A 25,761-nucleotide genomic window follows, 5' to 3' on the forward strand; every position below is an offset into this window, starting at 1 on the left:
CGCGCTGCTGGACCAACCCGCGCTCTTTACGATCTGGCGCGGCGAAGAGCCGGTGCGCCATGTGCACGGCATCGTCACCGGCTTCGAGCAAGGCGACACGGGGTTCAGGAGGACGCGTTATCGGGCGGTGTTAGAGCCGGCCCTTGCGCGCACCGACCTTTGTTCGGACTGGCGCATCTTCCAGCAACAGTCCGTGCCCCAGATCCTGGAACAGATCATCAAGTCGCACGGCATCACCGACTACGAACAGGTCGCCACGAACGAGCACGTGTCGCGCGAATACTGCGTGCAGGCCGGCGACACGGACCTGCAGTTCCTGGCACGCCTCGCGGCCGAGGAAGGCTTCTTCTACCGGTTTGCGCATACCGACCAGGGCCATCGCCTGATCCACGGTGACCGGATCTACGTGCATGGCGTGATCGCAGGCGGTCCGGTGACCTACAACCCCACACCCGGCGGCGACCAGCCCGAACCCGCGCTGCGCAAGTTCACCTATGCCGAGCAACTGCGCACGGCCCGCCAGGCCCAGCGCGACTATACCTACACGCACCCGCAGTACGACCAGGAGCATGTGGCGGTCGCCCGAAACCTGGATCATCAGGACAAGCGCTACGAGCGCTACGACTATCCCGGCCGCTACAAGCGCGATGAGGCCGGCAAGCCCTTCACCCAGAGCCGTTTGCTGGGGCTGCGGCGCGATGCCCGCATGGCGCACGTCGAAGGCGACGACGCGCGCCTCGTGCCCGGCGTGGCCTTTGATCTCGTCGGCCATCCGCGCGAGGACTGGAACCACGGCTGGCGCCCGGTGCGCATGCGGCATCACGGCGTGCAGCACACGAGCCAGCAGGAAGAGGGCGCCGAGGCCGCGCAAGGCACGCAGTACCGCTACACAGCTGACATCGTGCCCGACCAGGTCGACTGGAAGCCCGAACCGGCCCGCAAGCCGCGCATCGACGGCCCGCATATCGCCTCCGTGGTGGGGCCGACCAACGAAGAGATCTATTGCGATGACTTTGGCCGCGTCAAAGTCCAGTTCCCCTGGGACCGCCAGGGCAGAAGCGACGAGCACAGTTCATGCTGGATCCGCGTGTCGCAGAACTGGGCGGGCGCAGCCTGGGGCCACATGGCGATTCCGCGCATCGGGCAGGAAGTGATCGTCGATTTCCTGGACGGCGACTGCGACCAGCCCATCATCACGGGCAGGACATACCGGGCGACGAACCTGCCTCCTTATGAATTGCCCAAGCACAAGACAAGGATGACGATCAAGAGCAAGTCGCACAAGGGCGATGGCTTTAACGAACTGCGCTTCGAAGATGAGCTCGATCAGGAAGAGATCTACATTCACGCGCAGAAAGACCAGAACATCCACGTCAACCATGACGAATCCATCTTCATCGGCCACGACCGCGGCGAGCAGGTCGAACACGACGAGCGCATCGTCATCGGGCATGACCGCAAGGAGACGGTGGGCAATGACGAACAGGTCAACATCGGCCAGGACCGGCGACACGATGTCGGCCGCGACGACCTCCTGGCCATAGGCCGCAGCCACAGCATCAATATCGCCAAAGACCGCATCGAGGACGTCGGCAATCACCGCACGGACAGGACAGCCGCCAATCACTGGGTGGAGATCGGTGGACACCTCGAGAAAAAAATCGAAGGCCACGCCAATATTCAGGCCGGCCAGCGCATCACGCATCGGACCCAGGACTACGAGATCCTCGCAGCGAATAGCCTGACGATCAAGGCCCCGGGCGGGACGTTGCGCATCGACGGGACGGGCATCACGCTGGATGGCATAGCAATACAGATCAAGGGCCCGCTGGCGAGCGCCGCGCAAGGCCGCGCCAACTCGATTGCCCACAGCGGGCTCCCGGACATGGGCGAGCCCATCTGCCTGGGTTGCATGCTCAAGGCGATTGCGCAAGGGCGCAGCCTTGTCCGATTGGAAGGGGCGCACGCATGATCACCCCTTTCGCGCAGGAACTGATCGAGCCGTTGCGCAAGTCGCCGTCCCATCGCCTGACTGCCATCGTGGAAATGGCGCGCTTGCCGCCCTCGGAGCGTGCGCCGTTGCCGCAACGACATGCGCACACCGCATGGCCGCTGCTGAATCAACAGCGCTTTTCCAATCTCCGCGAGATGGGTCCGTGGCTTTTTTCCGCTGGGCCGGATGCTGATCTCCAGAGCCAATACGACTTTCATCGCGCTTTGACGGAACAGGCCGGAGACGCCCTCTGCGGCTGGCTGATAAGCGCCTTGCCCCCCTCGGAGCTTGCCGGGCATCTTGGCCAGGCCACGACCGCCCTGGGACCTGATGGCCACACCTACATGCTGCGCTTTCATACCGAGCTGGCGTTTCCCGTACTTCATGCGCGGCGAGATCTTCCGGGCATTGGCCACTTGCTGGCGCCAATCCAATCCTGGTGGATAACGGAACCTCACCCCGAGCGCAGAGCCTGGCGGCATTACGCCGGCTTCGACCAGGCGCGGCAGTCCGGCGTCCCGCTCATTCAGCTGGATCAGGCTTGTTGGGAAGCTTTGGCGGGAGACCCGCTCAGCTATTTCCTGGCAGAGCAACTCCGCGCGCCTCTGGCGGCCGCGGGCATGAAGGAAAACTGCCACGGCACCCGACTTGGATTGGTTGGCAAGTTATTGCGCGAGGCGCGTGCGGGCGGATTAAAGCGACGAGGAGACCTGGCCGACTACGTCACGCTTCTCGCCCTGCACGGGCAGGAGTTGCGCGGCGCCCCCGCATGGCAGGAGGCGCTGGAAGAAGCACGCAATGATGGCCAGTCACTCGCACACGCGCTGAAGACGCGCGCATTCCCGAACCCATAGAGGAAGAGCCTCCATGTATGGATGGAACGACACTTTCGAACGATGCGCTGACAACCGCTCGCTGCTCGATGCCATGCTGGACCCAGGCGCGGAAGTTGCCTGCACGCGTACATTCGCCATCCTGCCGCTGCGATATGGCGCCGTCTGCGGGACCGCCCCCCAGCGCAGACTCCTGCCGTCGCTTCCCAAGCATCTGAGCAGGCCTCTGCAGGCCGCCGCGCTGACTGAATCGAGCTACGCCGTGCGGCCACTGCGGGCGGGCTTTCTCTACATTCTTCTTAAGCGCAAGAGCGTCGGCTCCTACGTGTGGCACGGTCAATATCGCATCTCGGAAATCGGTACGCTCAATTACATCGATGCGGACAATCCCTGGGCGCCGCCCGTCTTGCCCCGCGTGGGCAAAGACGGCATCCTGGGTATGACCTGGATGTTCAAGATCAATGACCTGGACGATGTCGGTGATCTGCGCCTGCTCTACAGTCCGGCGCCGTTGACCAAGGCCGTACTGAATCGGTACCGCACCCTGCCGCTATACAGGGACACCCTGGCCTCCATTGACGTGGCCACACTGGCGTCGGCCACGCCGCCCGAGATAGATAACGTGCTGGCCCAGCAGCAACTCGAACTCGTGGCGGACTTTGCCGCGAACAGCCGGCCCGAGCTCCGAGACCTGCTCAAGCAGCAGGCCTTTACTCCCCTTTCGCCGCCCTTTTTGGCGGCGCGTGCCGAAATGATGCCCGCCGGCAACCGCAAGGAATACCGAGGCGCGGCGATTGTCGTGGACGATGCGCTCGGCATCACCCAGGAACTCAACGCCTGGCGCAACGCCAGCGTCGAGCCCCTGGAAGCTTTCATGAAGGCCGCAGATGGCGAAAAGCTCACCAACCATCGCAAGTTCACCATCGCCTTCGCCATCGAGAACATCAAGAAGACCCTGGCTGAAACCGCGGAGCGCGACTACTACAAGGAAGAACAGAATATCGGGGTGCGCTATACCGACCGCGAATATGAAATGAGCAACCGGCATGCCGTTGTCCAATCGGCGGGCAATTATCGAAACTATCGCAATCCCCAGCATCAGCGCGAAGTGCAGGAACGCATCGCCGGCCAGCGGCGCCGGGAAAGCTGGAACAAGTACGCGCCGTACCTCGATGAGAACATGCGCCAGACATTCCTGGCCGAGTATCACCGTATGGTTGATGTAGCGGACAAGGCCAAGGCTGAGCGGGCCACGGACCATCTGCGCTGGCTGGAGAGCGAACAATTCCTCAACGCGCTGGACGCTTTCGATCGCAACGATACGGTGCAGGGAGCCCTGTTCGAGGACCAGATGGGTAAGGCCATCGTCGGTATGAATGCCACCGCCGTTGGCGATGCGCTGCTCGAGCGCTGGCGCGGGGCGGGGATTTCACGCGAAAACCTGTTCTGGCGGTCATTGGCACAGAACCAGGAGCCCATCGAAAACGAAATCGATAAGCTGTTCTCCGAGCGTGGCGCGCTCGCAAGTCTCGATCCGCAAACGCAGCAGGATCGGATCAAGAAACTGGCCGATCTTTTCGACAAGAGCCGTGCAGTGATCGACGAATTGGCGCAAGGCGCGCCGGGCGGGCCACCCGCCAGCTACCTGGCGGGTCCGGCCTTGGTCGTCAATACGCTGGGCAACACGCTATTCCAGAGCAAGCTCGCCACGGCCGTGGACAAGCCCTTCAACTGGTTATTGGCAAACGTACTGCACTCGCGCCTGGGCCGCTATGCCCGGCATTTCCGCCTGGAAACACGCGGTGGCAAAGCGTTGAGCCAGGGCGCGGCAAGGCGCATCGACCATGCAACCTCCAGCAGTTTCAACGACGCCCTGCACGCCGGCACAAAGGGTCCCATGACCGAAGTGCGGATTGGCGGATTGTTGGTCATATTGGAGCTGTGGAACTTGGGCAACCGCCTCAATGCGGTCGACAAGCGCAGCAAGGAGTACGCCGAAATCGCCGCGGCGATGGTGGGGCTGACCGCTGCAGGCTTGGAGATGGGCGCGGCGGCGGCGGGCTTTGCCGAACGCAGCGGCAATGCGGGAGTTCGGCAAGGCGCCAGGGCGTTCAAGAGTGGGTTGCGACTGTCGGCGGGGGTATTGGCGGGCGGGGCGGCTACGGTTGGGGCTTGGTATGACGCTCAGGATTTTCTAGACAACATCACAGCAAAAGAATATTCCATTTCCACAATATATGTATTGCGAGCGAGCGTCCAAACGGTAGCGGCAGCTCTCTCAATTGCGGTTAGCCTCGCGTCTGCTGGACCATACCTGGAATATCTGATCCAGAAGCACGGCATCAGTTCTTTCTTTGGACGGGCATTGTCGCGTTCAGTGCAAATATCGTCCGCAATGGCGCTTCGCCTAACACTGATGCTGCGCGTCTTCTTCGGTTTGAACATGGTTATTTTGGCGCTGACTATCATCGAGATATTTTTCATTCCCGACGCGCTGGAGCGCTATCTGGACCACTGCACCTTTCGTAAAAACCGAAGCAACGGGATAACCGACACGGAAGAAACGGAAGTCGAAATCATGCAACGCGCAATCGGGAGCACACTCTGATGTACTTGTACGAATGGGGCTTCCAATGGTCGAAACGTCAGATGTCCTACGAAGAGAGCCTGGAGGCCGTCAAGAAACAGCAGCGAAAACCGGGACAGCCTGTACTCAATGCGCCTGACGGTGTGGGCGAGTCCGTTTCAAACTCCGTCTACGACAATGACTCCATATATTCCCGCAATGGCATCTACTTGGACGTGAGAACATCCAACGACGAGAAGCGGGGAATAATAACTATATTTCTGGGATGGATTGGCGTGATTCTTTTCTATATGTTGTTGTCAGCAGGACGCATCTCGATCGAAAGAATTTTCGCCAGCCTTCATCCTGACGGGGAATTTCTCGCCGCTTCAGAATATTTTTTCCTGATATTTATTCCACTGATCTGCGTAGGACCCATCTTTATTTATTTCAAGTATGCCTTCCCATACCTACGATTAGAGAGTTTCACCGCCCGCCGCCTGATCGTCCGATTCAACCGCATCACCCGTAAGGTCTACCTGCTGCGCCCCAAGTATCTGGGCGGCATTCAAATCCTTGACTGGGATAAGACACAGATCGTCCTGGACAAGAATATGTCGGAGCTGGAAGGCACCGGAGGGTTTCTCATCCTCGGATGGGACAAGGGAGATGGAGAGGATCTGGAAGGTCATCCGGTCGACGACATGGAGCTGGCCTTTGTCGGCAAGCCCACCCGAAACGCCAGCGAACTGCTGGCCTTCTGGGAATACATCCGCCGCTACATGGAAGAAGGCCCCGCCGCGGCTCCGCCGCCAACGAAACTCATCAACAAGTTTCCCTGGCCCTGGCTTTCCCTCAAGGTCGCCTGGCGCCTGGACACCCGGTTCCTGCGTCACAGCGCATTGTGGGTATTCGTACTGATCAACATCCTGATCTTGCCGGCCATTCTCATACACGCCACCGGCCATTGGCTGTCTCTGTTGCTGTGCTATGAGCCCAGATTCCCACGGATCATCGAAGAGGCCGGCACGACGACGCCCGGCGTATCCGATCGCCCGCCGGTCGGCCGATGACACATTCTCAACTCACTAACCCAAGAGTCCTCCCATGCAACCCATCGTTCTCGTAGGCCACCGCCATCTCTGCCCCACCCACGGCATGGGAACCGTCGTCAGCGGCGCCATGCACGCCAACGTGGAGGGCCGCCCCATCGCGCGCGTCGGCGACAAGATAAGCTGCGGCGCGGTGATCCGCTCAGGGTCATCGAGCGCGACGATCGACGGCCAGGCTATTGCCCGGATGGGAGATACGACCAGTCACGGAGGCGTACTGATCGAAGGTGAGGCCGGCTGGCTGGTCGACTGACATTGGCGCGGACTTCAGAACCGATACGTCGCCCCCAGACCCAGCCCCGCGCTGCGCCCGGCCGCCGGCTCGTAGTAGCGTCCATTGCTTTCGTTGACAATGACCGAACCCGCATAGCGCCGGTCGAAAATGTTGTCCACGCGCGCATACGCGTTCAGTTCCCACGGCCCCACCACCTTGACGTAGCCCACGCTGGCCGCCGCCACGAAGTAGCCGGGCGCGTCGCCGTCATTGGCGTCGTTGACGTAGATCTTGCTCAGGTAGCGTCCTTCGACGGACGCCTGCCAGCCTTGCGGCGGCGCCCAGGCCAGCGACGCAAACGCCGCCTGGCGGGCGATGCCCGGGATCTTGTTGCCGGCGCGGATGCCGCCGGGGCCGTCATCCGAATAGCGCGCGTTCAGCAGGGTATAGGCCAACTGCGTGCGCCAATAGCCTGCGAATTCGCCGGACCAGCCCAGTTCCATGCCGTCGCGCCGCGTGCGTCCGGCATTCTGAAAACTGCTGCGGCCGCCCGAGCTGCCCGCCGTGACGATCTCATCGTCGGTGCGGGTGTGGAACACCGCCGCGGTCAGCAGCCCCCCGGCCAGGCGCGCCTTCACGCCGGCCTCCAGATTGGTGCTGAGCGCGGGCATCAGCCCGAAGTTCAGCCCGGGCTGGCCGTCCGGCCGGTATGAGATCTCGTTCAGCGTGGGCGTCTCGAAACCGCGCCCATAAGAGGTGTAGACGCTCACGTCGTCGTTCACGGCATAGCGCAGCGCCGCCACGGGCAAGGCTTTGCGGTAGCGGGCGCCGCCGCTGTCGTCGGCATTGCCCGGCACGATGTAGTGGTCGTCGGAGTCGAAGCGCACCGTGCTCCAGCGCAATCCCGCGTCCAGCGTCCAGCGCTCGGCGAAATTCCACGACGCCTGCGCGTACGGATCGGCGTTGTACACCGTGTTGGTCTCGTCGCGGCGCAGCGCGCCGCGCACACCCAACTGCTGGCTGGCGCCCGACCCGATGAAGTTCTGGTAGCCCTTGCGGTCTTCGCGCATCGAATCGTAGGAAAAACCCGCGACCAGGGTGAGCGGCCGGCCGGCCAGGTCCTGTTCGGAGGTCCAGCGCAAGTCCGCGCCGCCATACTGGCGCTTCAGGTCGATGACGCCGCCCGCCTGCGTGGGCGCCATTTGCGCCGCTGGAGGAATCGACTGGTACTGCGTGGTGTCGCGCTGGCCGTAGTAGACCATCAGGCGCAGCGCGTTGCGGCCGTCCACTTGGCGTTCGTAGACCACGCCGCCCTGGGTCTGCCGGACGGTCTTGCGCGTGTTGTACTGCTCCGCCAGCGGCGCGCTGCGCGGGTCGTCCTGGAACTGCTGATAGGTGAGCCCCAGCGGATCCTGCGCTTTCAGGTCCACGCTGTTGACGATGACGGTCAGGCGGCTGGTGTCGTCCAGCTGCAGGCCCAGCTTGGCGTTGCCCAGGTTCTTGCGGGCGGCGCTATGGTCGCGGTAGCCGTCGGTGGTGAAGCGCGACAGGTCCAGCACATAGTCAAGGTCGCCGGCGCCCGTACCGGACGCGCCGTTCGCCAGCACGCCATAGCGCCAGGTGCCGTAGCTGCCGCCCCAGCCGCTGGCCGACAGCGACGGCGGGGCCTCGCCGTCCTGCGTGAAGACCTGGATCACGCCGCCCGAGGAATTGCCGTAAAGCGCCGAGAACGGGCCGCGCAGCACCTCGACGCGGGCGATCGAGCCGATGTCAATATTGGAGGTCTGCCCCTGGCCATCCGGCATGGTCGCGGGGATGCCATCCACGTACAGGCGCACGCCGCGCACGCCGAAAGTCGACCGCGCGCCGAAGCCGCGGCTGGAAATCTGCAGGTCCTGGGCGTAGTTCTGGCGATTCTGGATCTGCAGGCCGGGCACGCCGGCCAGGCCTTCCGACAGGTTGATGCCCGGCTGGCCCCGCCGCATCGCCGTCCCCTCGACCACATCCACCGACGCCGGCGTGTCCAGGACTGCCGTGCCCAGGCGCGTGCCGGTGACCACCACCGCGGGCAGCACAGGTTCCTGCGCCCAGGCCGCCGCGCCCGGGGCCAGCGCGAGGACCGCGCCCGCCACCCGCCGTGCCCCGCCGCCCCGCCATCGCCGCTGCGCCAAACCGCTCTCCTGTAGCTGTGCGCGGGAATCGGTTCTAATACCCGCCATGGATAAATCGCAAGACATCGAACGCCGGCTGCTGGACCTGGAGGTCAAGGCCAGCTTCGCGGATGACCTGCTGGAACAGTTGAACCAGATCATCGTCCGCCAGCAACAGCAGATCGACCGGCTCATGCGCGAGGTCGCCGACCTGCGCCAGCAGGCGCCCGAGGGCGCCGCCCCCTTCCGCAGCCTGCGCGACGAACTGCCGCCGCACTACTAGCGGGCTAGTAGTGATAGCGCAGCAGCTGGGTCATGCCGCCCAGGGGCCGCACCCTGCGCATCAGCCATAGCGCCGCCTGAGCGGGCCAGGAATAGCGGGCCCGCTGCCCGCGGTCGTCAGACTCGTAACCGCCGCGTTCCGTGCGCAGCCTCAGCCCCGGCACCTGCCCTTCCAGCGCCTGCGGACTGCGCAGGCTCCAGCGCGTGACGGCGCCGGTCGATCGGATCATGCGGTTGTGCGCCACCCAGGTCAATCCCAGCCGGTTGTAGGCGTCGAAAGCGACCTCGCCCGACGGGAATTTCGCGGTGACCTCGCGCAGCAGATGCAGCAGCGCGTCTTCCGGCAGGTACAGGAACAGGCCCTCGGCCACGACCAGCGTGGGCCTGCCGGCCGGTATCCGCGCCAGCCACTCCGGTTCGGTGACCGGGGACCCCACCAGGGTGCAGCCTGGCCGCGCCGGATACAGGCTGCGGCGCAACGCGATGACCTCGGGATAGTCCACCTCGTACCAGTCGATTCCGGGCGGCGGATCCACGCGCTGCACGCGGGTGTCCAGCCCGCAGCCCAGATGCAGGACCGTGGCATCGGGATGGGCGGCAATGAACTCGCGGACCCATCCGTCCAGGGTATGGGCCCGCAGCGCCAATCCGATCATTTCATCGCGTCGCATGCGCAGCCGGGAGAAGTCGTAGTCGATGCGGTCCACGGCGGCTGCGGCGTGGCGGTCCCGCAGGATGGAACCGGGCAGGAGGCTTTCCCGCGCCTTGGCGTAAAGGGTGATCAGAAGGGTTTCCTTCTCGCGCGTGAGGGCAATCTTTTCCATGCACAACCTTGTGAAGCACGACCGACCCCTAATTCCATAAATGGGGACTTTGAACAAAATCGAAGTCAATCTTTCCATTCATGGAAATATCTTTTACGGATATGCGGGTTTATCCCTACCCGAAATCGGCGCAATATTCAGTCATCGGGAAACAGCAACGAACCACGACGGAAAGGCCGCCGGATTCGCTCCCAGGCTCTTGAAATCGGAGGTTTACCATGAAGACCCTTGCTACCGCTTTGACGTTCACCCTTGCCGCGCTGAGCGCCGGCGCCTACGCCGCCCCCTCGCCCAACATCGAACCCAACAACGTCCCCTTCCAGGGCGTCTACGGCACGCCGTACGAAGGCCCGACCCGCGCCCAGGTGCAGGCCGAACTGGCCGCCGCCAAGGCTGCCGACAAGGCCGCCGGCCGCGACAGCAGCGTCGAACCGAACAACGTGCCCTTCCAGGGCGTCTACGGCACGCCCCACACCGGCAAGACCCGCGCCGAAGTGAAGGCTGAACTGGCTGCCGCCAAGGCCGCTGACAAGGCCGCCGGCCGCGACAGCAGCGTCGAGCCGAACAACGTGCCCTTCCAGGGCGTGTACCCCGGCAGCAAGTAAGCCGCCCCCAGATTTACCCTCCCCTTGTTGTACCTTGGCCGCCCCGATGGGCGGCCTTTTTTGGCGTACTATCGGCTCAGATCCACGCTTCAGACTCGCGTATTGCAACAACGGTTGTCCAGACCAGGGAGCACATCTTGACCAGATACACCCGCGTTCTTGCTGCACTGATGATGTCTTGCGGCCTGTCGGCGGCGGCGGTCGCCGCGCCGCCCGTGATGCTCAACGACGCCCTCATCACGCAGATTTCCAAGGCCGATCGCGCGTCATTCCACGAAGCCGTGGCGCAGGCGCTGAACAATTCCGCCGACGGCCAGCACACCGAGTGGACCAGCACGGTGCAGCGCAAGAAAGCCGCGCCCATCAAGGTGCAGCTGACCCCCACCAAGACCACGAAGGTCAAGGATGACCGCGTGTGCCGGTTCCTGGTCGGGGAATTCGCCCGCACCACCACCACCGAAACCTGGCAGTTCTGGTTCTGCAAGCAGCCGGACGGCACCTGGAAAGCCAGCAGCAACTGATACGGTCCGCCCAGGAAAAAAGCGCGCCGCCCCGAAAGGAGCAGCGCGCTTTTTCTTGCCCGCGGGCGCCGCGATCGTCTCGCGGCGCGCCGGGGAAGGCTCAGGGAGCTTCGACCCGGTTGGCGTCCAGCACCGTCATGGCCGTCATGTTGATGATGCGGCGCACGGTGGAGCTGGAGGTCAGGATGTGCACCGGCGCATTCGCGCCCAGCAGGAAGGGGCCCACGGCCACGTTGCCGCCCGCCGCCGTCTTGAGCAGGTTGTAGGCGATGTTGCCGGAGTCCACGTTCGGGCACACCAGCAGGTTGGCCTCGCCCTTGAGCGTGGACGACGGCAGGATGCGCATGCGCAGCGCCTCGTCCAGCGCGCAGTCGCCGTGCATTTCGCCGTCGATCTCCAGTTCGGGAGCCGCTTCGCGCACCAGTTCCAGCGCGCGGCGCATCTTGGCGCCCGACGCCGAACTGCCCGACCCGAAGTTCGACCGCGACAGCAGCGCCACCTTGGGCGCCAGGTTCATGCGGGCCATTTCCTGCGCGGCCATGACCGTGAATTCGGCGATCTGCTCGGCCGTGGGCTCGTCGTTGACGTGCGTGTCCACCAGCACCACCGTGCGCTCGTTGAGCAGCAGGATGTTCATGGCGGCGTAGACGTTGTGGCCCGGACGGCGGCCGATCACCTCGTCCACGAAACGCAGGTGGTCATGGTAGGCGCCGACCGTGCCGCAGACCATGCCGTCGGCGTCGCCCAGGTGCACCATCATCGCGCCGATCAGGGTCAGGCGGCGGCGCATTTCCACGCGCGCCATTTCCTTGGTGATGCCGCGGCGGCACATCAGTTCCCAGTACGTGGTCCAGTACTGATGGAAGCGCTCGTCGTATTCCGGGTTGGTGACTTCGACGTCCTCGCCCAGGCGCAGGCGCAGGCCGAATTTCTCGATGCGCGACAGCAGCACGGCGGGGCGGCCCACCAGGATGGGTCGGGCCAGGCCTTCGTCCACCACCACCTGCACGGCGCGCAGCACGCGTTCGTCTTCGCCCTCGGTGAACACGATGCGCGCCTTGCCCCCGCCGCGCACGATACGCTTGGCGGCCGAGAACAGCGGCTTCATGAACGCGCCCGAGTGGTACACGAACTGCTGCAGCTGCTCTTCGTAGGCCTCCAGGTCGGCCAGCGGACGCGTGGCCACGCCGCCTTCCATCGCGGCCTTGGCCACGGCCGGGGCGATGCGCACGATCAGGCGCGGGTCGAACGGCTTGGGAATCAGATATTCGGGACCGAACGAGATGTCATAGGTGCCGTAGGCGGCCGCCACGACTTCGTTCTGCTCTTCTTCGGCCAGGCCGGCGATGGCGTGCACCGCCGCCATTTCCATTTCACGCGTGATGGTCGTGGCGCCCACGTCCAGCGCGCCGCGGAAGATGTACGGAAAGCACAGCACGTTGTTGACCTGGTTCGGGTAGTCCGAACGGCCCGTGGCCATCACCACGTCGTCGCGCACGCCGTGCGCCACTTCGGGCAGGATCTCCGGCGTGGGATTGGCCAGCGCCAGGATCAGCGGGCGCGGGCCCATGGCCGCCACCATTTCCGGCTTGAGCACGCCGCCGGCCGACAGGCCCAGGAACACGTCCGCGTCCTGGATCACTTCGGCCAGCTTGCGCGCGTCGGTCTTTTGCGCGAAGCGCGCCTTGTCCGGGTCCATCAGCGTGGTGCGGCCTTCAAAGACCACGCCTTCGATGTCGGTTACCCAGATGTTTTCCAGCGGCAGGCCCAGGTCCACCATCAGGTCCAGGCAGGCCAGCGCCGCGGCGCCCGCGCCCGACGTCACCACCTTGACCTTCTTGATGTCCTTGCCCACCACCTTCAGGCCGTTGATGAAGGCGGCCGACACGGTAATGGCGGTGCCGTGCTGGTCGTCATGGAAGACGGGGATCTTCATGCGATCGCGCAGCTTGCGCTCGACGGTGAAGCACTCCGGCGCCTTGATGTCTTCCAGGTTGATGCCGCCGAAGGTGGCTTCCAGGCCGGCGATGATCTCGACCAGCTTGTCCGGGTCGGTTTCATTGATTTCGATGTCGAACACATCCAGGCCGGCGAACTTCTTGAACAGCACCGCCTTGCCTTCCATGACAGGCTTGGAGGCCAGCGCGCCGATGTTGCCCAGGCCCAGCACCGCGGTGCCGTTGGTGATCACGCCCACCAGGTTGCCGCGCGCGGTGTAGCGGTACACGTTGGCCGGATCGGCCACGATTTCCTCGCAGGCCGCCGCCACGCCGGGCGAGTACGCCAGCGCCAGGTCGCGCTGGTTGACCAGCGGCTTGGAAGCCACGACCGAGATCTTTCCCGGGGTGGGGTACTCGTGATAGTCCAATGCCGCCTGGCGGTCCGATTGCGTGTTCATGGGGCTGTAGCCTCGCTGTCTTGAATGGGAAAAATTCTAGGCTCCAAGGCATAAGGCATTTATTCGGATTTAATATCGTCCCATAAGCATTAGATTATGATCTCTCTATGACACCCTTTGATCCGGATGCCGTCGTCCGGAAACTGACCTCGCGCCTGAAGATGCGCCACCTGATGCTGCTCCTGCAAATCGAGCAGCACGGATCGCTGACCCGGGTGGCCGAGCACATGGCCACCAGCCAGCCGGCCGTGACCAACGCCCTGGCCGAACTGGAAAGCATGTTCGACGTGCCGCTCTTCGACCGTTCGGTCCGGGGCATGACGCCCACCCTCATGGGCGCCGTGGTGCTGGCCCGCGCCCGGGGGCTGGTCCACGACCTGGGCCATCTGGTGCAGGAAATGGAGGCCGTGGCGGCGGGCCACGCCGCCCACCTGCATATCGGGGTCATCCCCTTCGTGTCGGGCCAGATGCTGTCGGCCGCGATCGGCCGCACCCTGCCCCAGGGACGGCACATCACCGCCACCATCCACGAGGGCCAGGGGCCCGCCCTGCTGCGCCAGTTGCGCGACCACACGCTGGACGTGGTCGTGGGCTGGGCCACGCCTTCGGTCGACCTGAGCAACATCGGCTTTGAAGTCCTCTACCACCAGCAGCCGCGCCTGATCGCCAGCCGCCGCCTCGCGGCCCGGCTGGGCCGCTCGCGGCTGGAATGGAACCGGCTGGCCGACCTGGACTGGATCCTGGGCACCCCGGGCAGCCCGATCCGCGAGCAGGTGGCCGACATCTTCCTGCGCGCCGGCCTGGCGCCGCCCCCGCCGTCGGTGCAAAGCGACTCGTCCAAGCTGATCGGCGAAATGATCGTGGCCAGCGACCGCGCCGTCTCCATCCTGCCGGCCGACATCGCGGACGAACTGGTCCGCATCGCCGGCGCGGCCATCGTGCCCTACTCCTTCGACTGGACCCTGCCCCCGATCTCGCTCTTCACGCGGTCGGACGGGCTGCGGCGCAACGTGGACGCGTTGTTCGCGGCAGCCCTGCGCGAGGTCTACACCAAAGGCGCCCGCCCGCCCCTGTAACGCCGGTGCGCACGCGCGGGCGTATCATGAAGCCCGGACTGACCCGTGCGGCCCCCGACTCCCGGCCCGGTCACGGCGCCAGCCCCCGGGAGGCCACAGGCAATGACGCAGGCGAACACGCAGGCTCCACAAGTTCCTCAAACCTGGCACCAGCTCTCCGTCGAGGACACGCTGGCCGCCCAGGTGACCAGTCCCTCGGGCCTGTCCCAAGACCAGGTCCGGCGCAGGCAGGAAACCCATGGCCTGAACGCCCTGCCGCCGCCGGCCCGCCGCAGCGCCCTGCTGCGGTTCCTGGGCCATTTCAACGACGTGCTGATCTACATCCTGCTGGGCGCGGCGGTGGTCACGTCGCTGATGGGCCACTGGCTGGACACCATCGTGATCCTGGCGGTGGCGGTCATCAACGCCGTCATCGGCCATGTGCAGGAAAGCCGCGCCGAGCGCTCGCTGGACGGCATCCGCAACATGCTGTCCAACCATGCCCGGGTGGTGCGCGACGGCCAGAAGGAAGAGATCGACGCCCGCGACCTGGTGCCCGGCGACATCGTGATCCTGCGGCCGGGCGACAAGATCCCCGCCGACGTGCGGCTGTTCGACGCGCACAATTTCCGCGTCGAGGAATCGATGCTGACGGGCGAGTCCACCGTGGTGGAAAAGCACGAGGCGCCCCTGCCGGGCGACGCGCCGCTGGGCGACCGCCTGAACCTGGGATTCTCCGGCACCCACGTCAGCGCGGGCAATGCGCGCGGCATCGTGATCGCCACCGGCAGCGACACCGAAATCGGCCACATCAACCGCATGATGAGCGACGTGCAGGCGCTCCAGACGCCGCTCCTGCGGCAGATGGAGCAACTGGGCAAGCGCATTTTCCAGGTCGTGCTGGTGATGGTGGCGGCGCTGTTCCTGCTGGGCCGCTTCGTGCTCGACATGCCCCTCCCCGATCTGCTGATGTCGCTGATCAGCATCGCGGTGGCGTCGGTGCCCGAGGGCCTGCCCGCCATCATATCCATCATCCTGTCGCTGGGCGTGCAGCGCATGTCGCGCAACCGCGCCATCATCCGCAAGCTGCCCACCGTGGAGACCCTGGGCGCCATGACGGTGATCTGCTCGGACAAGACCGGCACCCTGACCATGAACGAGATGACCGCCAAGAACGTGCTGCTGGCGCAGGGCACGTACCGCGTGGCCGGCGACAACTACCGGCCCGAAGGCGAGATCACCCGGGAGTCCGATGGCCAGCCGGTGGACTGGCAGCGCGAAGACGCGCTGACGCGCTTCGTGCGCGCCGCGGCGATCTGCAACGACAGCCAGCTGCACGAGGACGCCGACGGCCAGTGGCGCATCGTGGGCGGCCCGACCGAAGGCGCCATGATGGTGCTGGCGGCCAAGGCGGGACAGGGGCTGGACAGCGTGGACAAGCACGGCAAGGTGCCGTTCGATTCCAGCTACAAGTACATGGCGCGCCGTTGCGACGACCACGGCCAGAACGTGATCTACGTGACGGGCGCGCCCGACGTGCTGTTCGGCCTGTGCGCGCAGGAACAAGGCGAACACGGGCCGCAGCCGCTGCGCCTGGACTACTGGGAAAACGGCCTGGAGGCCTTTGCGCACCAGGGGCTGCGCACCTTGGCCGCGGCCTACAAGGCGGGCCAGCCCGGCGCCACCGCGCTGGATCATCCGGACTTCCAGGACGGCCTGATCCTGCTGGGCGTGGCCGGCATCATGGACCCGCCCCGCCCCGAGGCCATCGAGGCCATCGCCCAGTGCAACCAGGCCGGGATCCGCGTGAAGATGATCACGGGCGACCATCCCGAGACCGCGCTGGCCATCGGCGCCATGCTGGGCATGACCCACGTCCGCGAGGCCGTGACCGGCGCCCAACTGCAGCAGATCGGCGACGACGAGCTGGCCGCGCTGGCGCGCGACCACGACATCTTTGCGCGCACCAGCCCCGAGCACAAGCTGCGCCTGGTCCGCGCGCTGCAGGGCCTGGGCGAAGTCGTCGGCATGACGGGGGACGGCGTCAACGACGCGCCCGCGCTCAAGCAGGCCGACGTCGGCGTGGCCATGGGCATCAAGGGCACCGAGGTCACGAAGGAAGCCGCCGACATGGTGCTGGCGGACGACAACTTCGCCTCGATCGCCTATGCGGTTCGCGAAGGCCGCCGCGTCTACGACAACCTGAAGAAGACAATCCTGTTCATCCTGCCCACCAATCTGGCGCAGGGGCTGCTCGTCATCGCCGCGCTGCTGGCCGGCGCGCTGGCGCCGCTGACGCCGCTGCAGATCCTGTGGATGAACATGGCCACGTCCATCACGCTGGCCTTCGGCCTGGCGTTCGAGCCCGCCGAGCCCGGCATGATGCAGCGGCCGCCGCGCGACCCCAAGAAATCGATCCTGGACGGCTTCGCCATCTGGCGCATCGCCTTCGTGGGCATCCTGTTCACGGCGTCCGCCTTCATCATCGAAAAGAGCCTCATCGCCGCCGGGCGCGAACCGGATTTCATCCGCACGGTCATCCTGCAGACGCTGGTGACGGCGCAATGGACCTATCTGTTCAACTGCCGCCTGCAGGACCGCTTTCCGCTCACGCCCAGCATGTTCCGCAACAAGGCGCTGTGGCTGGTCACGATCGTGCTGGGCCTGCTGCAATGCGCGCTGATCTACCTGCCGTGGATGAACCGGGTGTTCGGGACCGTGCCGCTGCCGCCGGAATACTGGACGCTGACGCTGATCGCCGCCGGCGTGCTCTTCTGCATCATCGAAGTCGAGAAGCTGATCCTGCGCACCTGGCGTGCGCGGCGCGCCCGGCCCGCGCTGTCGCAGCACCCGGCATCCTGACCCTTTCCGCCCGCGACGCGGGCGGAAAAATGCCAACAAATGTAAAGCCCGCATCCGCGGGCGCGCCTGCCCTCCTATACTTGCGCCGCCGATTTTCACGCAGGAGGGCACGCAGCTTGTTCACCATCTCGCCAACCACCGCGAGCCGCCGCGCGCTTGCCCTGCTGGGGCTGTTCACACTGGCCGCCCTGTCGGGCTGCAGCTCGCTGCTCGGGGAAGGCACCGGCGCCGCGGCCGGCATCGCCGGCACCGCCATCGCCAACAAGGTCACGGACAACCCCACGGTCGCCACCGGCATCGGCCTGGGCGTGCAGGCCGGCGCCAAGGCCGCGCTGGCCTACGCGCAGCGCCAGACGCGCGGCGAGGAACAGGACGCCATCGCCAAGGCCGCCGGCCCGCTCGCGGTCGGCAAGGTCGCAAGCTGGAACGTCAAGCACCAGCTTCCCATCGAAGGCGACGCGCGCGGCCAGGTCACGGTCAGCCGGCTGATCGGCGCCGCAAGCCTGGAATGCAAGGAAGTGGTGTTCTCCGTGGACACGCCCGCCGACGAGCCCGGCGCCGATCCGCTGCGCGAGTTCTACGTCACCACCGTCTGCCGCGACGGCGAGCACTGGCGCTGGGCCAGCGCCGAACCGGCCACGGCGCGCTGGGGTTCGCTCCAGTGATGCGCGGAGTCGGCATGCTGGCGCTGGTCGCCAGCCTGGGACTGGCCGGGTGCCAGAGTTCCTCCATCGGGCCCGCTACCGGCGCGGTGGTCGGCACGCTCAGCGGCGCCGTCACGGCCAATCCGGTCGCCGGCTACGCCATTGGCGTGTCGGTGCAGGCAGCCGTGGACGCCACGGTGAAGTACGTCCTGCGCGAATGGAAGAACGACCAGCAGAACGTCATGGCCAACGCGGTCGGCGCGCTGCCCATCGGCGAAGTGCGGCAATGGCAGATCAAGCGCTCGCTGCCCGTGGGCAACGAGCGCGGCAGCATCCAGGCCGTGCGCGACATCGACACCCCGCTGGCGCGCTGCCGCGAGGTGGTGTTCACGGTGGAGCAGGAAGGCGCGTCCGCCGCCTACGCCAGCACGATCTGCCAGCAGCGGGACGGGCAGTGGAAGTGGGCCGCGGCCGAGCCGTCGGTGGCGCGCTGGAACGGGCTGCAATAGCTTGATCGCGGCGGGGCTCGGGAGCGATACTGGCCCGTCCACGCCACGCCTTTTCCGCCCATGACCGCAGGCCAGTTCATCATGCAGCGCAGCGCCATCGCCGGCGTCCAGGCGGTGGCCGCGCGCAGCGCGCGCGCCTTCGCGCGGCATACCCACGACCAGTTCGGCATCGGCGTCCTGCGCCAGGGCGCGCAGGTGTCGCACAGCGGGCGCGGCCAGGTGCAGGCCGGGCCAGGCCACGTCATCACCGTCAACCCCGGCGAAGTCCACGACGGCGCGCCGATCGGCGGCGAGCGCGCCTGGCAGATGCTCTACCTGGACCCGGACGTGGTCGCCGATGCCGCCGCCGACATTGCGGTGTCCCATTCCGGCGGCGGTTGCCGCGACTTCGAATTCGCGCATCCCGCCCAGGATCGCCCCGCGCTGGCGCGCGACCTGCTGGCGCTGTATGCGCGCGCCACGGGCGGCGCGTCGCCGCTGGCCTGCGACGAGCTGCTGCTGCGCGTCCTGGCGCAGGCGGGCGGCCCGCGCGGCGCCAGCCCACCCCCCGCCCCGCGCCATGCCGTGCCGGGCGCCATCCGCCACGCGCTGGCAATGATCGACGACGATCCGGCCGCCGCGCTGACGCTCGCCGAACTGGCCCGGGCGTGCGGACTCAGCCGATTCCAGGTGCTGCGCGCCTGCGCCCGCGCCACGGGGCTGACCCCGCACGCCTACCAGACGCAGCGCCGCCTGCTGCTGGCGCGTCACTTGATCCGCCACGGCGCGAGCCTGGCGGACGCGGCCGTCCAGGGCGGCTTTTCCGACCAGAGCCACATGACGCGCCTCTTCGTGCGCGCCTATGGCGTGTCGCCCGGCCGGTATGCGCTGGCGGCCGGCCGCGCCTGACGCCCGCTGCAATTTCGTTCAAGATCCCGCGCCCTGCCCGGCGCTACGCTGCGCCCTTTCAACCGGGACTGCGGCAATGGACGTGAACGAGCGAGTGCGGGGCTATCTCTATCTGGCGGCGGCCATGACGCTGGTGGGCAGCACCGTGGTGGCCAGCAAGATCATCGGGACCGGCCTGCCGCCCTTCACGGCCACCGCCCTGCGCTTTGCGATCGCGCTGCCCTGCTTCGCGCTGCTGATGGCCTGGTCCGGTGCGCGCATACCCCGGCTGAGCCGGCGCGACTGGCTGCTGCTGGCGGTGCAGGCCATTGCCGGCAGCGTGGGCTACACCACGCTGCTGATCGCGGGGCTGCAGCGCGCATCGGCGGTGGACGGCGGCATCATCCTGGGCACGCTGCCCCTGGTTACGGCCGCCATCGCGGTCCTGGTGCTGGGCGAACGCCCAGGGAAAACGGCGCTTGCCGCGATCGGCGCCGCGGCCTTCGGCGTGTGGCTGATGTCGCGCGGCGCGGCGCAGCCGGGCGGCGAACGTTCGCTGGCCGGGAACGCGCTGATCCTCGGGGCGGTGGCCTGCGAGGGCCTGTTCATCCTGCTGAACAAGCGCCTGCGCACGCCGGTCGCGCCGCTTGCGCTCTCGGCGATCATGAGCGGCTTCGGCCTGGCTTTCTCGGCCCTGGCCAGCGTGACGGAGGCGTCGTGGACGCTGCCCCTGCCGGCCGGCGCCATCGGCGCGGTGGCGTACTACGCGCTGGCGCCGACCGTGGGCGGCTTCCTGCTCTGGTATGCCGGCGCGGCGCGGGTGCGCGGATCCGAGGCGGCGCTGTTCACGGCGCTTGCGCCGGTCTCGGCGGTGCTGCTGGCGGCGGGTCTTCTAGGCGAGCCGCTGGGCGCGGAGCAAGTGGGCGGCATGGCTTGCGTGCTGGGAGCCGTCGTGCTGCTGGGCCGCGCCGGGCGCGGCGCCGCCGGGTCCCGGTGATCGCGCGCGGGGCCCTTCACGCCCGGCGCGGCGGTGTGGACCGCACACTAGCCCCGGCTGAATGCCAGCGCGAATTCATCGGAAAAGATGTCGGCAAGCGAACGGCGCAAGGCCGCGGCGCGTTCCACGCCATAGGCGGCCTCGAAGCGGTTCTGCGCGTCCTTCCACAAGCGCCGCGACTCCGCCAGCTTGGCGCGGCCCGCGTCGGTCAGCTCCACCCGGCGGCTGCGGCCGTCCAGCGGGTCGCGCATCATCCGGACGTAGCCATCGCGCTGCAGCGGCTTGAGATTGTGGGCCAGCGCGGAACGGTCCAGCACCATGGACCGCGCCAGGTCGGTCATGGAGGGCGCGCCGGCGCGCGCGATGTGCACCAGGATCGAATGCTGCGACACCTTCAGCCCGCACGGCGCCAGCACCGTGTCATACAGCTGCGACACGCGCCGCGTCGCCTTGCGCAGGGCGGCGCCATTGCAGATGAGCGGGTCCGGGGTGGCGGCGGGGCCGAAAAGCGGGGCGTCGGACATGGCGTGCAGGGAATGGGAAGTGGGCGGGACAAGGACTTAACGCTACTGCCGGGGCGGGTTCGCGTCCAGCCCATTATTGACAGATAGTGGCATATGCACGTAAATTTTGCCAACCCCTCCCACCGGCCCGCCCCATGCCAGCGACTCCGCCGCCCCGCCCCGCCAATGCGCGCCTGCACGCGATGCTGCACGCCCCCATCGCACCCACCCTGGCGCGCCTGGCCTGGCCGAACATCCTGATGATGCTGGCGCAGTCCTCCACGGGCCTGATCGAGACCTGGTTTCTGGCGCGGCTGGGCACGCCGGTGCTGGCGGGGGTGGCCCTGGTCGTCCCGGTGCTCATGCTGATGCAGAACATGTCGCAGGGCGCGATGGGCGGCGGGATCTCCGCCGCGGTGGCGCGCGCGCTGGGCGGCGGCAGGCAAGTGGAAGCGGACCAGCTGGTGCTGCACGCCGTCGTCCTGAACGCCTTGCTGGGCGTGGCCTTCTGCGCCCTGCTGCTGGCGTTCGGCCCGGCGCTGTACCGCGCGCTGGGCGCCGAGGGCGCGGCGCTGGACGCCGCCCTGGCGTATTCCAATGTCATCTTCGGGGGCATCGTCCTGATGTGGCTGATGAACGCTTTCGCCAGCGCCATCCGCGGCACCGGCAACATGCTGGTCCCCGGCGCGGTCATCTGCGGCGGCGCGGTGCTGCTGATTCCGCTGTCCCCGTGCCTGATCTTCGGCTGGGGCCCCTTTCCGGCGCTGGGCGTGGCCGGCGGCGGCTGGGCGCTTGTCATCTATTACGGCGTGGGCGCGCTGATCCTGGGCGCCTATTGCGCCAGCGGGCGCAACGCGGCCAGGCTGGTCGCCAGCCGGCTCCATTTCAGCCTGATGCGCAACATCCTGAACGTGGGCGCGCTGGCCACCATCAATCCCCTCATGACCAATGCGCTGGTCGCCCTGACCGCCGCGCTGGTGGGCGCCTATGCGGGCGAGGCGGCCGTGGCCGGCTACGGCGTGGCCGTGCGGCTGGAATACCTGCTGATGCCGATCGCGTTCGGGCTGGGCGCCCCCATGGTCGCGATGGTGGGATCCAACATCGGCGCCGGCCAGCCGGAACGCGCGCTGCGCATCGCATTGACCGGCGGCGCGATGGCCTTCGTGCTGGCCGAGTGCATCGGCCTCACGGCAGCGGCGTTCCCCGAAGCGTGGCTGCGCCTGTTCGGCGCGCAGGACCACATGCTGCAGGCCGGCGCCAGCTACCTGCGCACGGTGGGGCCGGTGTACGGCTTTTTTGCGCTGGGCTTTTCGCTGTACTTTGCGTCGCAGGGCGCCGGACGCCTGAAGTGGCCGCTGACCGCGGGCTTGCTGCGTCTGTTGATCGGCATCGGCGCGGGCGGCGCGGCGCTGCATCTGACGGGGTCGCTGACCCTGTTCTTCGTGATCGCCGCGGTGGCCATGTGCGTGTATGGGCTGGTCATCCTGGGCGCCGTCGCGTCGGGCTCCTGGTTCGACCGCGGCCATCTGCCGTGGCGCCGCCTGTTCGCCCGCTAGCGCCGGGCGCATCGCGCAAGGCGTATTCCACCAGTTCCGCCGCATAGGCGGGCAGGTCGTCGCGCACGCACAGCACCAGGTCGCGCGCGGCCCAGTCGTCCGCCAGGGCGACCCTGCGCACGCCCGCTGCCCGGCCGTAACGCGCCGCGGCGACGCGCGGCACGATGGCGATGCCCACGCCCTGGCCCACCATCCGGCACACCGCATCGAAGCTGCGCAGGCGCACGCGATACGACAGCGGCCGCCCGCTGCGGCGCGCGTGATGCGCAATGTGTTCCTGCAGCGCGCTGCCTTCCACCAGCCCGACGAACTCGTGCCCCGCCACTTCTTCCAGCAGCACCTGGCCGCGCTCGGCCAGCGGGTGGCCTTGCGGCACGATCAGGGTGAGCGGGTCGTGGCGGAAGATGCGCGTGCGCAAGCCGTGCAGGTCGGCCGAGTCCGCCAGCACGCCGATATCGCACGCGCCGGCGCGCAGCGCATCGGCGATTTCGTGGCTGAGGCGTTCTTCCAGGTCCACCGAGATGCGCGGGTGGTCCTTGAGAAACGCGCCCAGCACGGCCGGCAGGTATTCGCTGAGCGCGGTGGTGTTGCACAGCACGCGCACGTGCCCTTTCAAGCCCAGCCCGTAATGGTCGAGCTCGCCGCGCATGCGGTCGATCTGTCCCAGCACCAGCCGGGCATGGTGCGCCAGCGTGCGCCCGGCCGGCGTGGCCTCTACCCCGCGCGCCTCGCGCAGCAGCAGCGGCACCCCGAGCGCATCTTCCATGCCGCGCACGCGCTCGCTGGCCGAGGCCAGGGTCATGTGGGAACGCTTTGCGCCGGCCGTGATGGAACCGGTTTCATGCACGTTCAGGAAGAGACGCAGGTCGGTCAGGTCGAATCGCATGCGAAAAGCGTAGCACGCGAGCCTCAGGCTGAACCATAGCCTGGCTATGCGAGATCCCGATAGGAAGACGTGCGTCCCGGCCGGCAGAATGAGGCCGTACCCACCAAGACAAGGGAAAATCCATGAGAACCACGACATGGCGCGGCGCGGCCGCGCGATGGCCGGCCCTGGCCCTGATCGCACTGGCGCTGCACGCCTCAGGCATGGCCGAAGCCAGGCCTGGACTGGGCGGCCCGATCACGCCGGCTCAGCAATATGCGCTGGCGCTGGAGGCCCAGACCCAAGGCGACTACCCGGCCATGCTGGCCTGGCTGCGAGCCTCCGCGCGCGAGGGCCACGCGCCCGCGCAGCGCATGCTGGGCGTGGCGCTGATCGGCGGGCCCGCCCTCTACGGCCCGTCGCAGCCCGCGGACCTGTGCGAAGGCCGGCTGTGGCTGCTGCGCGCCGCGCGCCAGAACGAAAGGCCGGCGCAGGACGTGGCCCATGCCTTGTTCGGCCGTCCCAAGGATGCCCTCACCGTCCACTGCGAGGCCTCATGAATTTCCTGGATCCGACGCTGCTGGCCGCCGTCATCGCCGTCTTCGTTCTGGCCGGCGTGGTCAAGGGCGTGGTCGGCCTGGGCCTGCCCACCATTTCCATGGCCATGCTGGCGCTCGTCATGGCGCCGGCCCAGGCCGCCGCGCTGCTGATCGTGCCCTCGCTGATCACGAACCTGTGGCAGGCGCGGCCCTGGCCCGCACTGCCGCGAGCACTGCGCCGGATCGGCGGCCTGCAGGCGGGCGTATGCGCCGGCACCCTCGCCGGCGCGCTGTGGCTGGGCCCGCCGTCCGGCCAGTGGGCGAGCATCTGCCTGGGCTTCGCGCTGGTGGCCTATGCCGCATGGGGCCTGTTCGGATCGCCGCCCCGCGTGCCGCCGCGGCACGAGGGCGTGCTGGGCATCGCGGCCGGAACGGTCACGGGCGTGATAACGGCGGCCACCGGCGTGTTCGTGATTCCGGCGGTGCCCTATCTGCAGGCCCTGGACCTGGACAAGGACGAGCTGATCCAGGCGATGGGCATTTCCTTCACGGTCTCGACCGCGGCGCTTGCCTTGGGACTCTGGCTCAATGGCGGCTATACGCCCGCCGCCGCGGGCGCGTCGATCCTGATGCTGCTGCCCGCGCTGGCCGGCATGGCCCTGGGGCAATGGCTGCGTGGACGGCTGTCGGCGCGCACCTTCAAGCTGTGCTTCATGATCAGCCTGGCGCTGCTGGGCGCCTACCAGGCGGCGCGCGGCCTGGCGGGCTGAGCCCGCGCCCCGCCCCGCCGGATACGCCGGCACGCGGCGTATCCGCGGGCCAGCACCTTAGGCCGCCAGGCGCCGCTCGTCCACGAAGCCGATCGACACCGACATCTCGCGCCAGCGCGCCAGTTCCTGCTGCATCCCCTGGATCTTGCCGCGCGCCTGATCGAAGGAATCGCGTCCCAGGAACAGGTGCAGGGGCGCGTACTGCGCCTGCGCCGCATTGATCAGCGCCTGCGCCGCCTTGGCCGGATCGCCGCCCTGGGCGTGTCCCTGCGCGCCGCGCGCGGCGCATTCGGGCGACGCTTGCGGCAGGCCCGCCCGCAAGGCCCCCGGATACACCAGCGAAACGCGGATGCCCAGCGGCGCGGCCTCGGCCGCCAGCGTCTCGGTCAGGCCGCAGACGGCGAACTTCGCCGCGCTATAGGCCCCCCACTCCGCGCTGCCGCCGTCAAAGCCCAGGATCGACGAAATGTTGAACACGTGCCCGCCGCGCTGCGCCCGCATGCGCGGCATCACCGCGCGGATGACGTTCGCCACGCCGAAGACGTGCGTATCGAAACTGACGCGCAACTGCGCGTCGGACAGGCTGTCGAGCGCGCCCTGCTGCCCCTGGCCCGCGCCGTTCACCACCACGTCGATGCCGCCGAACGCCGCCACGGCGGCATCCACCGCGCGGCGCACGCCGCGCTCGTCGGCCAGGTCGACGGTCAAGGGCACGAACCGGCCTTCCAGCTTGGCCCCCACGGCATCCAGCAAGGCATCCCCGTCGCGGGACGTGGCCGCCACCTTGTGCCCCTGGTCCAGCAGCATCTTCACCAGGACCAGCCCCAGGCCCGCCGACGCGTCCGTCACCAACCAGATTTTTTCAGTATTCATGTGTATCCCTTCCCTTGCTTGCGGCCGCGGACAAGATGCCTCGCGGCCGGGCCGGCGCCGGCGCATTCTGCAAGCCGCCGCCCGCCCCGGCCTTGGAAAGGATAGTAAGAACCGGACGTTGCGCCGTACAGGCTCGATCTTGCGTGAAACCTGCCTATTTCTCCGTTCGTGCCTCCGCACGGCGCGGTCGCCAGGCGCCGGGGCGGGAGGCCCGGGCAGGCGC

23 protein-coding genes are annotated in these 25,761 nt (G+C 67.2%); 17 read left to right on the top strand and 6 right to left on the bottom strand.

The features are described 5' to 3' along the window. The 5 genes from ABE485_RS28135 to ABE485_RS28155 form a co-directional block, all read left to right on the top strand. Positions 1–1,972 (top strand): type VI secretion system Vgr family protein (locus ABE485_RS28135; RefSeq protein WP_346518548.1); only part of this gene is annotated, 1,972 nt, incomplete at its 5' end. Continuing rightward, positions 1,969–2,847, top strand: a complete 879-nt coding sequence (locus ABE485_RS28140; protein ID WP_346518549.1) for a DUF4123 domain-containing protein — start codon at positions 1,969–1,971, stop codon at positions 2,845–2,847. The genes ABE485_RS28135 and ABE485_RS28140, both read left to right, overlap by 4 nt. 13 nt (positions 2,848–2,860) lie before the next feature. Further along, positions 2,861–5,434: a T6SS effector BTH_I2691 family protein gene (locus ABE485_RS28145; RefSeq protein WP_346518550.1), complete on the top strand. Its 2,574-nt coding sequence runs from the start codon at positions 2,861–2,863 to the stop codon at positions 5,432–5,434. 41 nt (positions 5,435–5,475) lie between these two features. Next, entirely contained in the window at positions 5,476–6,465 is a 990-nt protein-coding gene (locus ABE485_RS28150; RefSeq protein ID WP_346518551.1) for a DUF6708 domain-containing protein, read from the top strand. Positions 6,466–6,499: 34 nt separating this feature from the next. Further along, positions 6,500–6,757, top strand: coding sequence for a PAAR domain-containing protein (locus ABE485_RS28155; RefSeq protein WP_346518552.1), 258 nt, complete (start codon positions 6,500–6,502; stop codon positions 6,755–6,757). Positions 6,758–6,771: 14 nt separating this feature from the next. On the opposite strand, the gene ABE485_RS28160 is transcribed toward ABE485_RS28155, so the two are convergent. Then, on the bottom strand, positions 6,772–8,850 hold the full coding sequence (locus tag ABE485_RS28160; protein ID WP_430795474.1) for a TonB-dependent receptor domain-containing protein: 2,079 nt from the start codon (positions 8,848–8,850) through the stop codon (positions 6,772–6,774). Positions 8,851–8,935: 85 nt separating this feature from the next. On the opposite strand from ABE485_RS28160, the gene ABE485_RS28165 reads away from it, so the two are divergent. Beyond that, positions 8,936–9,151 (top strand): SlyX family protein, encoded by a 216-nt coding sequence (locus ABE485_RS28165; protein ID WP_008167310.1) that lies wholly within the window; start codon positions 8,936–8,938, stop codon positions 9,149–9,151. 4 nt (positions 9,152–9,155) lie between these two features. Here the strand turns inward: ABE485_RS28165 and ABE485_RS28170 are convergent, their stop codons facing one another. Continuing rightward, positions 9,156–9,974, bottom strand: a complete 819-nt coding sequence (locus ABE485_RS28170; RefSeq protein WP_346518553.1) for a class I SAM-dependent methyltransferase — start codon at positions 9,972–9,974, stop codon at positions 9,156–9,158. Positions 9,975–10,192: 218 nt separating this feature from the next. Here ABE485_RS28170 and ABE485_RS28175 point away from each other — a divergent pair, with 218 nt between their 5' ends. Both ABE485_RS28175 and ABE485_RS28180 read left to right on the top strand, forming a co-directional pair. Next, positions 10,193–10,579: a DUF4148 domain-containing protein gene (locus ABE485_RS28175; RefSeq protein ID WP_346518554.1), complete on the top strand. Its 387-nt coding sequence runs from the start codon at positions 10,193–10,195 to the stop codon at positions 10,577–10,579. 170 nt (positions 10,580–10,749) lie between these two features. Then, the gene (locus ABE485_RS28180) at positions 10,750–11,100 is read left to right on the top strand and encodes a hypothetical protein (RefSeq protein ID WP_346518569.1); all 351 of its coding nucleotides are present in this window, start codon (positions 10,750–10,752) and stop codon (positions 11,098–11,100) included. A gap of 100 nt (positions 11,101–11,200) precedes the next feature. On the opposite strand, the gene ABE485_RS28185 is transcribed toward ABE485_RS28180, so the two are convergent. Continuing rightward, positions 11,201–13,498 (bottom strand): NADP-dependent malic enzyme, encoded by a 2,298-nt coding sequence (locus tag ABE485_RS28185; protein WP_346518555.1) that lies wholly within the window; start codon positions 13,496–13,498, stop codon positions 11,201–11,203. Between the two features lie 107 nt (positions 13,499–13,605). Between ABE485_RS28185 and ABE485_RS28190 the strand changes: the two genes are divergently transcribed. The 6 genes from ABE485_RS28190 to ABE485_RS28215 all read left to right on the top strand — a co-directional run bounded on the left by ABE485_RS28190 (position 13,606) and on the right by ABE485_RS28215 (position 20,432). Beyond that, positions 13,606–14,574 (top strand): LysR substrate-binding domain-containing protein, encoded by a 969-nt coding sequence (locus ABE485_RS28190; protein ID WP_346518556.1) that lies wholly within the window; start codon positions 13,606–13,608, stop codon positions 14,572–14,574. A gap of 102 nt (positions 14,575–14,676) precedes the next feature. Further along, entirely contained in the window at positions 14,677–17,415 is a 2,739-nt protein-coding gene (locus tag ABE485_RS28195) for a cation-transporting P-type ATPase (protein WP_346518557.1), read from the top strand. A 116-nt stretch (positions 17,416–17,531) separates the two neighbouring features. After that, positions 17,532–18,080, top strand: a complete 549-nt coding sequence (locus ABE485_RS28200; protein WP_346518558.1) for a hypothetical protein — start codon at positions 17,532–17,534, stop codon at positions 18,078–18,080. A gap of 14 nt (positions 18,081–18,094) precedes the next feature. Further along, positions 18,095–18,568: a hypothetical protein gene (locus ABE485_RS28205; protein ID WP_346518559.1), complete on the top strand. Its 474-nt coding sequence runs from the start codon at positions 18,095–18,097 to the stop codon at positions 18,566–18,568. A 60-nt stretch (positions 18,569–18,628) separates the two neighbouring features. Further along, positions 18,629–19,456: a helix-turn-helix transcriptional regulator gene (locus ABE485_RS28210; RefSeq protein WP_346518560.1), complete on the top strand. Its 828-nt coding sequence runs from the start codon at positions 18,629–18,631 to the stop codon at positions 19,454–19,456. A gap of 76 nt (positions 19,457–19,532) precedes the next feature. Further along, a complete protein-coding gene (locus ABE485_RS28215; protein WP_346518561.1) occupies positions 19,533–20,432 on the top strand; it encodes a DMT family transporter in 900 nt (299 codons plus the stop codon). 47 nt (positions 20,433–20,479) lie between these two features. On the opposite strand, the gene ABE485_RS28220 is transcribed toward ABE485_RS28215, so the two are convergent. Continuing rightward, positions 20,480–20,956: a MarR family winged helix-turn-helix transcriptional regulator gene (locus ABE485_RS28220; RefSeq protein ID WP_346518562.1), complete on the bottom strand. Its 477-nt coding sequence runs from the start codon at positions 20,954–20,956 to the stop codon at positions 20,480–20,482. Positions 20,957–21,090: 134 nt separating this feature from the next. Between ABE485_RS28220 and ABE485_RS28225 the strand changes: the two genes are divergently transcribed. Further along, on the top strand, positions 21,091–22,491 hold the full coding sequence (locus ABE485_RS28225) for an MATE family efflux transporter (RefSeq protein ID WP_346518563.1): 1,401 nt from the start codon (positions 21,091–21,093) through the stop codon (positions 22,489–22,491). Here the strand turns inward: ABE485_RS28225 and ABE485_RS28230 are convergent. After that, entirely contained in the window at positions 22,415–23,377 is a 963-nt protein-coding gene (locus tag ABE485_RS28230; protein WP_346518564.1) for a LysR substrate-binding domain-containing protein, read from the bottom strand. The genes ABE485_RS28225 and ABE485_RS28230 overlap by 77 nt on opposite strands. Positions 23,378–23,499: 122 nt before the next feature. Here ABE485_RS28230 and ABE485_RS28235 point away from each other — a divergent pair, with 122 nt between their 5' ends. Next, complete coding sequence (locus ABE485_RS28235) at positions 23,500–23,916, top strand: sel1 repeat family protein (protein ID WP_346518565.1); 417 nt, start codon at positions 23,500–23,502, stop codon at positions 23,914–23,916. After that, a complete protein-coding gene (locus tag ABE485_RS28240; RefSeq protein ID WP_346518566.1) occupies positions 23,913–24,665 on the top strand; it encodes a sulfite exporter TauE/SafE family protein in 753 nt (250 codons plus the stop codon). The genes ABE485_RS28235 and ABE485_RS28240 overlap by 4 nt, the downstream gene beginning before the upstream one ends. A gap of 57 nt (positions 24,666–24,722) precedes the next feature. On the opposite strand, the gene ABE485_RS28245 is transcribed toward ABE485_RS28240, so the two are convergent. Continuing rightward, positions 24,723–25,538 carry an SDR family NAD(P)-dependent oxidoreductase gene (locus tag ABE485_RS28245; protein WP_346518567.1) on the bottom strand — a complete coding sequence of 272 codons (816 nt, stop codon included), beginning with the start codon at positions 25,536–25,538 and terminating at the stop codon, positions 24,723–24,725. Positions 25,539–25,761: the final 223 nt, after the last annotated feature.

The sequence above is a fragment of the Achromobacter spanius genome, assembly GCF_039673305.1.
GTDB classification, from domain to species: Bacteria; Pseudomonadota; Gammaproteobacteria; order Burkholderiales; family Burkholderiaceae_B; genus Achromobacter; species Achromobacter spanius_F.